This window comes from Burkholderia sp. BCC1985 (genome assembly GCF_905339915.1).
Taxonomy (GTDB): Bacteria; Pseudomonadota; Gammaproteobacteria; order Burkholderiales; family Burkholderiaceae; genus Burkholderia.
Genome location: NZ_CAJPGY010000015.1, coordinates 16,231 through 28,668 on the forward strand (window position 1 = coordinate 16,231; position 12,438 = coordinate 28,668).

11 protein-coding genes are annotated in these 12,438 nt (G+C 69.0%); 1 reads left to right on the forward strand and 10 read right to left on the reverse strand.

What is annotated here, in order from left to right; genetic code table 11:
- Positions 1–38: 38 nt before the first annotated feature.
- Both U4Z31_RS17080 and U4Z31_RS17085 read right to left on the reverse strand, forming a co-directional pair.
- On the reverse strand, positions 39–566 hold the full coding sequence (locus U4Z31_RS17080) for a chromate transporter (RefSeq protein WP_321810914.1): 528 nt from the start codon (positions 564–566) through the stop codon (positions 39–41).
- The gene (locus tag U4Z31_RS17085) at positions 563–1,177 is read right to left on the reverse strand and encodes a chromate transporter (RefSeq protein ID WP_321810915.1); all 615 of its coding nucleotides are present in this window, start codon (positions 1,175–1,177) and stop codon (positions 563–565) included. Before U4Z31_RS17085 ends, U4Z31_RS17080 begins: the two co-directional genes overlap by 4 nt.
- A gap of 96 nt (positions 1,178–1,273) precedes the next feature.
- Between U4Z31_RS17085 and U4Z31_RS17090 the strand changes: the two genes are divergently transcribed.
- Positions 1,274–2,158 (forward strand): transcriptional regulator GcvA, encoded by an 885-nt coding sequence (locus U4Z31_RS17090; protein ID WP_124486642.1) that lies wholly within the window; start codon positions 1,274–1,276, stop codon positions 2,156–2,158.
- Positions 2,159–2,797: 639 nt separating this feature from the next.
- Here U4Z31_RS17090 and U4Z31_RS17095 read toward each other — a convergent pair.
- The 8 genes from U4Z31_RS17095 to flgG form a co-directional block, all read right to left on the reverse strand.
- The gene (locus U4Z31_RS17095; protein ID WP_044847883.1) at positions 2,798–4,105 is read right to left on the reverse strand and encodes a solute carrier family 23 protein; all 1,308 of its coding nucleotides are present in this window, start codon (positions 4,103–4,105) and stop codon (positions 2,798–2,800) included.
- Between the two features lie 221 nt (positions 4,106–4,326).
- Complete coding sequence (gene flgL, locus U4Z31_RS17100) at positions 4,327–5,565, reverse strand: flagellar hook-associated protein FlgL (RefSeq protein WP_321803261.1); 1,239 nt, start codon at positions 5,563–5,565, stop codon at positions 4,327–4,329.
- 23 nt (positions 5,566–5,588) lie between these two features.
- The gene (gene flgK / locus U4Z31_RS17105; protein WP_321810916.1) at positions 5,589–7,571 is read right to left on the reverse strand and encodes a flagellar hook-associated protein FlgK; all 1,983 of its coding nucleotides are present in this window, start codon (positions 7,569–7,571) and stop codon (positions 5,589–5,591) included.
- Between the two features lie 192 nt (positions 7,572–7,763).
- The gene (locus tag U4Z31_RS17110) at positions 7,764–8,519 is read right to left on the reverse strand and encodes a flagellar brake protein (protein ID WP_044847880.1); all 756 of its coding nucleotides are present in this window, start codon (positions 8,517–8,519) and stop codon (positions 7,764–7,766) included.
- 233 nt (positions 8,520–8,752) lie between these two features.
- Complete coding sequence (gene flgJ / locus U4Z31_RS17115) at positions 8,753–9,751, reverse strand: flagellar assembly peptidoglycan hydrolase FlgJ (RefSeq protein WP_321810917.1); 999 nt, start codon at positions 9,749–9,751, stop codon at positions 8,753–8,755.
- Positions 9,752–10,930, reverse strand: a complete 1,179-nt coding sequence (locus U4Z31_RS17120; RefSeq protein WP_321810918.1) for a flagellar basal body P-ring protein FlgI — start codon at positions 10,928–10,930, stop codon at positions 9,752–9,754.
- Positions 10,931–10,935: 5 nt separating this feature from the next.
- Complete coding sequence (gene flgH / locus U4Z31_RS17125; protein ID WP_044847878.1) at positions 10,936–11,625, reverse strand: flagellar basal body L-ring protein FlgH; 690 nt, start codon at positions 11,623–11,625, stop codon at positions 10,936–10,938.
- A 21-nt stretch (positions 11,626–11,646) separates the two neighbouring features.
- Positions 11,647–12,435: a flagellar basal-body rod protein FlgG gene (flgG, locus tag U4Z31_RS17130; RefSeq protein ID WP_014895799.1), complete on the reverse strand. Its 789-nt coding sequence runs from the start codon at positions 12,433–12,435 to the stop codon at positions 11,647–11,649.
- Positions 12,436–12,438: the final 3 nt, after the last annotated feature.

Consider the following 12,438-nt stretch of genomic DNA (forward strand, 5'->3'; position numbering starts at 1 on the left):
GCGCCAGTATCGCGCACGGGAGGCCGGTTGTGCGCCGCTCACTGGCCGATGCCGGTGAGCCCGATCAGCGCGCCGGCCGCGAGCAGCCACAGCGGATGGATACGCGTGCGCCACGCGAGCACCGCGCATGCGGCGGTGATGCCCCACTGGATCGCGGTGCGGTTCGACGCTTCCGAGATCAGCACCGCGCTGGCCGCGACGAGCCCGGCCGTGACCGGCATCAGCCCCTGTTGCACGTAGCGGCGCCACGGCCGGTCGCGAAAGCGCTCCCACGCGCGCAGCGCGAGCACCGTGACGATCGACGACGGCCCGAACTTCGCGATCGATGCGACCAGCAGCCCGGCCCAGCCGGCCACATGCCAGCCGACCAGCGGCACGATCATCATGTTCGGCCCCGGCGCGGCCTGCGCGAGCGCGAACAGCGCGGTGAACGCGTGCGCGCTCATCCAGTGGTGCACGTCGACGACCTGCCGCTGCATCTCCGGCAGGATCGTGTTGCCGCCGCCGAATGCGAGCAGCGACAGCTGGCTGAAGATCGTCGCGATCGCGATCAGCGTGTCGTTCATGACCGGCCTCCATCGCGCACGGCGGCGCGCTGCGGTGCCGGCGTCTCGCGGCGCCGCGACGCGAGCCAGATGCTCACGGGCGTCAGCACCAGCATCGCGCTCAGGAGCGGGATGCGCAGCACCGCGATCGCGGCGAATGCGAGGGCCGCGATGCCGGCCGCGGTGCGCGGCGCGTGCAGCAGCGGCTTCGCGACCTTCACGGCCATCGCGACGAGCAGGCCCGCTGCCGCGGCGGCGAGCCCGCCGAACAGGTGCTGCACGCGCGGATCGCCCTGCGTCTTCGCATACAGCACACCGAGCCCGACGACCACGAGCGTCGGGCCCGCGATCAGCCCGAGAATGCCGGCGAACGCGCCCGCGACGCCGCGAAAGCGCATGCCGACGGCGACCGACAGGTTGATCACGTTGCCGCCCGGCAGGAACTGGCACAGCCCGAGCAGATCGGTGAATTCGTCGGCGGTGAGCCATTTGCGGTCGTCGACGATCGTGCGCCGCGCGAACGGCAGCGCGCCGCCGAACGACATCAGGCCGAGCGACAGGAAGCCGGTGAACAGCTCGGCGAGGCCGACACGACGTGGGGACGCGGCAGGCGGCGGAGAAACGGATTGCATGGGGCTCCTCATCAAACGATGCCCCGAGGTTACCGCCGTGCGGCACGCCGGCAAAACGATTTTATCGGCGCGTCCTTGTGATCTAGAATCACAAGCATGGCACGCGATCTCCCGCCCTTTTCCGCGCTTCGGGCCTTTGAAGCAGCGGCACGACATGAAAGCTTCAGCGCCGCCGGCGACGAGCTGCATGTGACTCATGGTGCCATCAGCCGGCAGATCGCCGGGTTCGAGGCGTGGCTCGGCAAGCCGGTGTTCCACCGCTACGGCAAGCGCGTGAAGCTCACCGACGAAGGCCGCCGCTATCTGGATACCGTCCGCGCCGCGTTCGACAGCATCGCGCTCGCCACCGAGCAGTTGCGCAACACCGGGGCCGCGCGCGTGCTGCGCATCAATGCGCTGCCGACCTTCGCGATGAAATGGCTGCTGCCGCGCCTGTCGCGGTTCCAGCGCGACGTGCCGAACGTCGAGCTGAAGCTGTCCACGTCGAACGCGCCGCTCGATGCGCTCGACGGTTTCGACGTCGCGATCCGCCGCGGCCCCGGCCACTGGCCGAACTGCACGAGCGGCCACTTCCTCGACGAAAGCGTGATTCCGGTCTGCAGCCCCGCGCTGCTCAAGCGCGCGCCGATCACCCGCGCGGACGATCTCGCGCGGCACGTGCTGCTGCATTCGGACACGCGACCGGAAGGCTGGCGCGACTGGTTCGCGGCGGCCGGCGTGACGATGAAGGGGCGCAAGCGGCAGTCGTTCGACCACTTCTACCTGGCGCTGCAGGCGGCCGTCGACGGGCTGGGCGTCGCGCTCGGCCCGCTGCCGCTGATCGACGACGAGCTCGCGAGCGGGCGTCTCGTGATGCCGCTCGACGGGCCGCGCATCGCGACACGCAGCTACTGGTGGATCGCGCCGGGCACGCCGGCCGACGATCCGCTGGTCGCGCAGTTCTGCGCGTGGCTGGAAGCGCTGGGGAATGCGAACGGATGACGCGCGCCGCGTCGCCGCTACCCGATCGAAACGACGCGCCGTGCCACCTCACGTCCCCGTCCGCGTTGCAGGAATGAAACCGATCCGCGCGCAACGCCCGCGATTCCCCTGCGGAATCGATGTCGCGCGCCCCTGCGTTTCCCCGTCGTTCCCGCCACCGCACGTGAGGCCTGGCATGCGGCCGACCGGCCCACCGCCGCGCGTTTCAGCGCTGAAACATTTTCGCGTGCGCCACCTTGCACCGGCGTCACGCGGCCCCCGCCGAGCCCCTGTTTGCGCGAAAGTCCGCGTGCTGGCCCGTTGCTTGCTGATGCAGCCGTGCAGACGACGAACCCTGCACGGGCGAACGACCCGATGCAGGTGACAAACATTCATCCAGCGGGTCGGGGGAAATCATGTCGAAACTCATATCGGCCGTCACACGGCTGCTGTCCTGCATCACTGCCGCTGTTGCGCACCCGCTGATGCCGACGGCGCGACTTCGCACCGTCGAGATCCGCTGCGCCGACACGGTCCGCAACAGCACACGACGTCACGACACCGCGATCCGGTAAGCGAAATCCGCAGCCCCGGCGCGCGCACGCGCGCTACGACGATCATCCGCGCCGTTCGCGCGGGCATTGCCGCCGGCGTCGCGGCTCACACCACCGGCCCCGGCTCCTTTTCCTTGCGCAGGATCGCGTACAGGATGATCGCGCCGAACGTCGCGGTGCCGATCCCTCCGAGCCCGAAGCCGCCGATCTTCAGCGAGAAGTCGCCGGCGCCGAGCACCAGCGTGACGGCCGCGACGATCAGGTTGCGGTTGTCGGAGAAGTCGACCTTGTTGACGACCCAGATCCGCGCGCCCGTCACCGCGATCAGCCCGAACACGACGATCGACACGCCGCCGAGCACCGGGCCCGGAATCGTCTGGATCACCGCGCCGAACTTCGGCGAGAAGCCCAGCCCGATCGCGATCAGCGCGGCGACCGCGAACACGAGCGTCGAATAGATCCGCGTGACGGCCATCACGCCGATGTTCTCCGCATAGGTGGTCACGCCGGTGCCGCCGACGCTGCCCGACACGATCGTCGCGAGCCCGTCGCCGATGAACGCGCGACCGACGTAGCGGTCGAGGTTGGTGCCCGTCATCGCGCTGACGGCCTTGATGTGGCCGAGGTTCTCCGCGACCAGGATCACCGCGACCGGCGCGAGCATCAGCATCGCGTGCGGATCGAACACCGGCGCGCGGAAGCTCGGCACGCCGAACCACGCGGCATGCGCGACGATCGCGAAATCGACCGGCTTGCCGAGGCCCATCCCGTTGGTCGCGATCGCATAGATCACGTAGGCGATCACCAGCCCGACGAGGATCAGCAGGCGCTGCATCATCCCGCGCGCGAACACCGCGACGCCGCCGACGCACAGCACCGTGACGAGCGCCATCACCGAGTCGAAGGTCGATGCCGACACGCCCTTGACCGCGATCGGCGCGAGGTTCAGCCCGATCACCGCGACCACCGCGCCGGTGACGACGGGCGGCATCAGCGTCTCGATCCAGCGCGTGCCGATGGCCTGCACCAGCGCGCCGAGCGCGACGTACACGACGCCGCACGCGACGATCCCGCCGAGCGCGACCGGGATGTTCGGGTTCGGGCCGCTGCCGCCGTAGCCCGTCACCGCGATCACGAGGCCGATGAACGCGAAGCTCGAGCCGAGGTAGCTCGGCACGCGGCCGCCGACCAGCACGAAGAACAGCAGCGTGCCGATACCCGACATGAAGATGCACAGGTTCGGGTCGAAGCCCATCAGCAGCGGTGCGAGCACGGTCGAGCCGAACATCGCGACGACGTGCTGCACGCCCATCGCGACCATCTGCGGCCACGCGAGGCGTTCGTCGGGGCCGACCACGCGCGAGACCGCGCCGGTCGGTTGCACCCGCCAGCGCGGGAAGTAGGAATCGGACATGGGGAAAAGGGCTCCTGTCGTACGCCGGCTGCGGGACGGTGCGCCGGTCTGGAATCTGGCGCGAGTTTACGGAGCGGAAATGGGGCTGGCAAGCGCGAACCGCCGGGGCGGCGGGCGTGCCTGCCGGGGGGCATCGGAGCGGCGCGACCGCGTCGGCGGCGGCCGGCCGGCGCACCGCGCGATGTAAGCAGGCGCTCACATCGCAGCGGACGCCACGCGGATCACGGATTGATGTACTGGAACAGCGACATGTTCTGCAGCTGCGCGTAGGCCTTCTGCGCGCCGCTCAGCGCGTTCTGCACCTGCAGGTACTGGCTGATGGTCGTGACCATGTTGGCGCTCGTCAGGTCCGACAGGTTGCTGGTCGTCTGCAGCGCCGCGGTCTGGTTGACGGTCTGCATCGCCTTGACCTCCTGCTCGCGGCCGCCGACCGACGCCAGCACGGTCGTGACGTTGCGCATCGAGTTGCCGATCTTCGTCGCGGCCGTGCTCAGCGTGTTCGACAGCGCGGCGGTCGCCGTCGGATTGCCGGCGACGGGCGTCTTCAACGCCGTGATCATCGAATCGAGCGTCGAGAACACGTCGACCCCGCTCGCCTGCGGCGCGGGCGTGACCGAAAAGGTGTCGGTGGGCGACGGCGTGCCCGACACGGCGACCTTCATCCCGTTGCCGAGCGCGATCGCGGTGCCCGACGTATAGGCCTGCGCGGGGCCGGGAGTCGGGGGTGAAATCGAGTTGTCGGTCACCGTGTAGGTCGGCGCGGCCGCGGTGCCGCCGAAGGTGATCGTGAACTGATGGCCGTTGGTCGCAGCCGACGGATCCGTCACCGTGACGTTGCCGATGGTGGCCGTGCCGGTGTTGGCCGCGCCGGCCGCCTGGACGGGCGAGTTGCCCAGCGCCTGCACCGACATGAACACCGAGAGGCCCGAGTCGCCCTGCGGCACGCTGCGCGAATCGTCGATCTGCACGGTGCGCGTGCCCGTATCGCCGACATAGCTGATGCTGCCGGCGGCGTCCTTCGTGAACGGCGCCGTCGAATTCTGGTAGCCGGCGAACAGGTAGTTGCCCGCGCCGTCGGTCGAGTTCGCGAGCGACACCAGTTGGTCGCGGTAGCCCTCGAGCTGCGCCGCGAGCGCTGCGCGGTTATTGTCGGCGAGCGAACCGTCGCCGGCGCGCACGATCGTCGACTGGACGCTGCCGAGTACGTTGCCGACGCTCTGCAGCGCCTGGTCCTCGGCCTGCAGCGACGCGAGCGCCGTGCTCTGGTTCGCCGCGTACTGCGACAGCGTGGCCGACGTCATCGACAGCTGCACGGCCTGCGCCGCGCCCAACGGGTTGTCGGCCGGCGTCGACAGGCTCACGCCGCTCGAGATCTGCTGGTAGAGCTGCGCGAGTTGGGCCTGCTGATCGTTCATCTGGCCGACGTTCAGCTGGTAGAACTGGGTCGTGGAAATCCGCATCGTTTCTATCCTCTCGAATCCGCTCAGCTGAACAGGCCCAGCACGGTCTGGAACAGCGAAGCCGCCGTCTGGATCACCTTCGCGTTCGCCTGGTAGAGCTGCTGGTACTGCATCAGGTTCGCGGCTTCCTCGTTCTGGTTCACGCCCGACACCGACTGCTGCGCGGACGTGATCTGGCCGACCAGCGCCGTCTGGGCGGTACTCGACGACTTGAGCTGGCTCGCCGCGTTGCCGATGTTGTTCACGTAGTTCGCGTAGGCGCCCGTGAGCGTCGTCGTGCCGCCGCCGAGGGTCTTCGCGTTGACGAGCCGCGACAGCGCGAGCGCGTTGCTGCCGTCGCTCGTGCCGCCCGCGTACGGCCCGATCGTGAACGAATCGCCGTCCGACGGTGTGCCCGACAGCGTGACGGTCACGCCGTTCAGCGCACCGGCGGCCGTGCCCGACATCGTCATCGCCGCGCCGGTCGACGGGTCGTACGGCACGGGGTCAGTTGGATTGCTGATCGTCACCGACGTCGGCGGCGTGCCCGGGATCGTCACCGTGGTACCGGCCGGGAAGCCCGACAGCGACTGCGTCGCCGCGTCGTAGGTCAGCTTGGTCGACGGCACCTGATAGCCGGAGGTCACCCCGCTCAGCGTGATCTTGGCGGTGCCGATGTTGGTGCTCGACGCCGACGTGACGACCGGCGACGCGGCCGCGATCGCGGAGCCGCTCGTCGTCGCGAGGCCGAAGCCCGTCAGCGCGCCGCGCGTCGGCAGCACGGTGAACTGGTCGCCGGCATTCATCGCGCCGGACGAGAACGAGAAGTTCAGCCCGCCGAGCGAGACCGGCATCGGCCCCGCCTTCTGGTCGACCACCGACCCGCTCGCGCGGTCGGTCAGCGTGTAGTTCGTGCCGTCATACGACAGCGTGTAGTCGCTCGTCGTCGGCTGCGACGCGTTGGCGAACGAGACGGACAGCGCCGCGTTGCCGGTATTGCCCTGGTTCGAATAGACGGTCGGGTTCGCCACCGTGAACAGGTTGCCGCCCGGATTGCCCGCCAGGTCGACGCCGAGCGCGTTCTGCCCGTTGACCTGCGCGGCGAAGCTGGTCGCGAGCGCGCCGAGCTGCGCCTGCGCGGGGTCGAGCGTCTGGCTGCGGAACGCGAGCAGGCCGCCAAGCGTGCCGCCCGACAGCGACGCATCGGGCAGCGCCTGGTTCGGCCCCGGCGGGTTCGCGCCGGCGATGCCCTGCGACACGACGGTCAGCTCGCTCGGATCGGACGACGACGTGACGGTCGCGAGCTGGTAGCTCTTGTCGGCAAGAACGAGCGGCTGGCCGCCCGCGAGGAACACGCTGTAGCCGCTGTCGTTGCGCACCACCTGCACGCCGGCGAGGCTCGACAGGTTCGACACCGCGAGGTCGCGCTGGTCCATCAGCTGGTTCGGCGGCTGCCCCTGGCTGCTCGCTGCCGAGATCTGCTGGTTCAGCTGCGCGATCTGCTTGGTGTACGTGTTGATCTGCGACACGGTGTTGGTGAGCTGCGTATTCACGCTCTGGCGCAGCGCGTCGTACTGCTGGCCGGCCGCGTTGAGCTGGTTCGCGAGGATTTGCGCGTTGCTGACCGCGGTCTGCCGTACCGACGGATCGGACGCGTTGTTCGCGACGTTCTGCAGCCCGGTGAAATAGCCCGTGATCCCGGTCGAGATGCCGGCCGTCGGGCTGCCGACGTAATTGTTCAGCTGCGCGACGAGCGAATACCACGTCGACAGCGAGCCGCCCTGCGACTGCGCGCTGTTCAGCTGGTCGCTCAGGTACTGGCTGTACTGCCGCTGCACGGTGACGGTATTCACGCCCTGCGGCATGTAGCCGCTCGCCGTGTACTGACCGCTCGCCTCGGCATAGACCGGGCGCTCGACCGAATAGCCGGGCGTCGCGGCGTTGCTGATGTTCTGGCCGGTCGTCGTGAGGCCCCAGAGCGCGGCATTGAGGCCGCTGACACCGAGGTTCATGAGTGAGTTGGACATGCGCGATCCTGATGAGCCGGCCGCGCTGCGGCCGCCGGGTTGCGTGACTCCCGGTATAACGGCCGCGGATCGGAAAAATTGAGGGAAAAATGCGCGCGCGACGCGCGCGTGCGCGTCGTCCGGCGAGCGGCCCGGCGCACGCTGCCGACGCCGGTGCGAAAGCGGCCCCGAACCGGGCCGCGAACGGATGCGTCAGGCCCGCGCGAGCGAGCGGCGCTTCATCTCGAGCTGCGTGATCAGGCGCTGCAGCGTGTTCTCCGCGCTGCCCGGCAGCGACATGAAGCGAAAGCCGAGCTGGTAGCGGCGCGAGCCGTTCGGCATCTGGGTCGAACGCTGCGACACGAGCTGCAGGTCGAGCGACAGCTTGCCGTGGCCGTTCAGCTCGAGCTCGACGCCCGGCAGCAGCGTGCCGACATCGAGCGCCTCGACGCGCTCGTCGGCGGTCCGCAGGCCGACGCCGCCGAGCGACAGGTTATGCACCTCGAACATGAAGCCCTCGCCGTCCGGCAACCGGCCGCGGCACAGGAACGGATCGACGATCGGTGCATCGACGCGGAAATACTCGCGGCGCTGGATGCACATCAGCACGTCGGGGAAATCGGCGACGAACGCGGGCAGCCCCTCGTAGCGCGTCTCGCGCGGCGTGTTCGTGGTGAATTCGACGCGCACGCCTTCCGGCGCGGCCGCGAAGGTGCAATGCGACGCGCCGAGGATGCCGGCGTTCTGCTCGGACAGCGCGCCCCAGTCGAACGTGAACGTGCGCGCGCCGACGTCGACCTCGAGCAGGCGCGTGACGAGCTGGCCGCCCGGGTACTGGACGGTCAGGAAGTCGCCCCGGTTCACGAGGTTGCGCAGCTGCACGCCGATCTCCAGCGGATTGCGGCGGGCGTAGTCGGGCCCGGAATGGCCCGCATCCAGGCTCGGATCGGTCGACGTTTCGATATTCATGGCTAGCCGGTTTTCTTTTCAGGGCGCCCGGGCGACCGGTGCGCAGTAAAACCGGGCCAGAACATGGCCCGGTTACAGGTCTCTCACACTTAGCGGCAGTGCTCACCGAAAGTTTAGATCGAAACGCCGGTATTTTTCGCGCAAACGTTGAAAACCGCGCGCGGCGGGATGCCGGGCACGGTTCGCAAGATTGTAAAAACGGCGGCAGGCGGGGCCGTTGCGGCCCTGCCCCGTCAGCCGATCTGCTGCATGATCGAGATCAGCTTCTTCGCGTAATTCGGGTCGGTCGCGTAACCGGCCTTCTGCATTCCGTGCGCGAAACCCTCGACGCTGCGGCTCGCGCTGAGCACGCCCGCATAGCGCGGGTTGTTCTTCAGCAGGTTCGCATAGTCGGTCATCGCGTGCTCGTACGAGTCGTACGCGCGGAATTTCGCGACGACGCGGCGCGGCGTGCCGTTCACGTATTCGGTCGTCAGCGCCGACACCGTGCGGCCCGTCCAGCCCTTGTTCGCCTTGATGCCGAACACGTTGTAGCTCGTCGAGCCGTCGGTCGCGCGGATCTCGCGCTTGCCCCAGCCCGATTCGAGCGCGGCCTGGCCGACGATGAAGCGCGCCGGGATGCCGGTGGTCGCGCTCGCCGCCTGCGCCGGGCCGGCGAGCCGGTCGACGAACGCGTCGGCGTCCTGCACGCCGCTCGCGCCCTTCAGCGGCGGCGTCAGCGCGCTGCCGGCCGTGTAGCCGCGCGAGCCGGCGAGCCCGCCGTTGTTCGCCGCGTTCGCGTAGGCCCGCGCCATCGCGTTCATCGCGGCGAGGCTGCCTTCGTTGCCCGACGTGCCCGAGCCGGCCGCACCCAGGCCCGCCGCAGCGAGCCCGGCCGCGCCCGCGTCGGCCGCCGTGTCGCTGCCCGAGCCCTGCCCCGCGTTGCGCAGCAGCTGCTTCATCAGCGCGTCGGCCACGCCGATCCCGCGCTTCGACATCTGCTGCGCGAGCTGCTGGTCGAGCATCGACGTGTACATCTTCGACGTGTGCGAATCGAGCAGCCCGCCGTCGGGCGACGCGTCGCGCATGCTCTTGAGCATCATCTGCGTGAACATCGCGTCGAACTGGCCCGCGACCGCCTTCGCACCGGCCTGCGGCGACTGCTTCGCCTGCGCGCGCAGCGCGTCGAAGCCCTGCACGTCGAGGGCGAAGCGCTGCGTCAGGTCGTTCGCGTTCGGAAGATTCGCCGCCATTCAGATCACCTCCAGGTCTGCGCGCAGCGCGCCGGCCGCCTTCATCGCCTGCAGGATCGACATCAGGTCCGCCGGCGTCGCGCCGAGCGTGTTCAGCGCCTTCACGACGTCGGCCAGGTTCGCGCCGGCCGTCACCATCTTGAGCGCGCCGTTGTCCTGCTTCAGCTGGATCTGCGACTGCTGCGCGACCACCGTCTGCCCGTTCGAGAACGGCCCCGGCTGCGACACCACCGGCTGCGTGTTGACGACCACCGACAGGTTGCCGTGCGCGACCGCGCAGCTCTGCAGCGTGACCATCTGGTTCATCACGATCGAGCCGGTGCGCGCGTTCAGGATCACCTTCGCGGCGGCCTTGTCCGGGCTCACGTCGAGGTTCTGCAGGCGCGCCATGAACGCGACCTGCTGCGCGGAATCCGCCGGCGCGGCGAGCTGGATCGTGCGGCCGTCGAGCGCCGTCGCGGTGCCCGGGCCGAAGCTCGAATTGACCGCGGACACGATCCGCTGCGCGGTGCCGTAGTCCATGTCGTTCAGCTGCAGCTGCAGCACGCCGTTCATCTGCGCGATCGCGTTCGGCACCGCCCGCTCGACGATCGCGCCGCCGACGATCCGGCCGGCCGCGAGCTGGTTCACCTGCACGCGGCTGCCGTTCGCACTCGCGCCCGCGCCGCCGACCGCCATGTTGCCCTGCGCGAGCGCGTACACCTGCCCGTCCGCGCCCTTCAGCGGCGTGAGCAGCAGCGTGCCGCCGCGCAGGCTCTTCGCGTTGCCGAGCGACGACACGGTCACGTCGAGCGCCTCGCCCGGCCGCGCGAACGGCGGCAGCGTCGCGGTCACCATCACGGCCGCGACGTTCTTCAGCTGCATGTTGTTCAGCGACGACGGCCCGCCGTTGGCCGAGCCGTTGTTGATCGAGATGCCGAGGTTCGCGAGCATGTTCGCGAGCGTCTGCGTCGTGAACGGCGTCTGCATCGTCTGGTCGCCCGTGCCGTCGAGGCCGACGACGAGGCCATAGCCGATCAGCGGGTTGTCGCGCACGCCCTGGATCTGCGCGAGGTCCTTCAGGCGCTCCGCGTGCGCGGGTGCCGCGCCGAGCGCGCACGTCGCCAGCACGAACGCGGCGGCGATCCGCGCGACGGCACGCGCACGGGACGACAGGCGGTGGAAAAGAGGCTGCTGCATCGTCATCACCACGGTGCGATGTTGAGGAAGAAGCGCTGCAGCCAGCCCATCGTCTCGGCTTCGTTGATGTAGCCCTTCGACGAGTATTCGATCTTCGCGTCGGCGACCTGCGTCGAATAGACGGAGTTCGCGCCCGAGATCGTGTTCGGGTTGACGACCCCCGAGAAGCGCACGAATTCGTTGCCCTGGTTGATCAGCATCTGCTTCTCGCCGCTGACCACAAGGTTGCCGTTCGGCAGCACGTTGGTGACGGTCACCGTGATCGTGCCGTTGAACGTGTTCGCCGCGCTCGCGCCGCCGGTGGCCGCGAACTTGTTGGTGCCGGCCGCCGACAGGTTCGCCTTCGCGAACAGCCCGCCGAGGAAGCCGGCCGTCGGCACGTTGAAGTCGGTGTTGCCCTGGCGGTTCGTGTTCGCGCCCGACGACTTGGTCGCGTTGATGTTCTCCGCGATCATGATCGTCAGGATGTCGCCGACGTTGCGCGGCCGCTGATCCTCGAACAGCGGCCGCCCCGCATAGCCGGGGTTGTAGATCGAGCCGGGCGCCTGCATCGACATCGGCATCGGCGGCTGCGCCGTCATCGGCTGCTGGATGATCGGGTCGCGCGGAATCTGCGCGCAACCGGCGAGCGCGGCCACCGCGACCGCGCACGCGGCGCGGACGGGGGCTGACGGGAGGAGGCGAACCTGCTTCATGGCGACGACGGGACGTTCCGGTTAGCTCTTCATCTGCGTGACGGTCTGCAGCATCTGGTCGGACGTCGTCACGGCCTTGCTGTTGATCTCGTAGGCACGCTGCGTCTGGATCATGTTGACGAGCTCCTGCACGACGTTCACGTTCGACGCCTCGACATAGCCCTGGTTGAGCACGCCCGCGCCGTTCAGGCCCGGCTGCGACACGTTCGGCGCGCCCGAGGACGTGGTCTCGGCGAACAGGTTCTCGCCCTTCGCCTCGAGGCCGGCCGGGTTGATGAAGGTCGCGATCTGCAGCGAGCCGATCTGCACCGCGTTGCTCGAGCCCGGCTGCGTGACCGACACGACGCCGTCCTTGCCGATCGTCAGCGACTGCGCGTTCTGCGGCACCGTGATCGCCGGCAGGATCTGGTAGCCGCTCGACGTGACGAGCTGGCCCTGCGCGTTGGTCTGGAACGATCCGTCGCGCGTGTACGCGTTCGTGCCGTCCGGCATCAGCACCTGGAAGAAGCCCGCGCCGTTAATCGCGACGTCCTTCGAGTTGCCGGTCTGCGTGAGGCCGCCCTGCGTATACAGGCGCTCGGTTGCGACCTGCTGCACGCCGGTGCCGAGCTGCAGGCCCGACGGCAGCTCGGTCTGCTGCGTCGAGTTCGCGCCCGGCTGGCGGATGGTCTGGTACAGCAGATCCTCGAACACCGCGCGCGACGCCTTGAAGCCGTTCGTGCTGGTGTTCGCGAGGTTGTTCGAGATCACGTCCATCTGCGCCTGCTGCGCATTCATGCCGGTGGCGGCAATGTAGAGCGAACGGTTCATGTT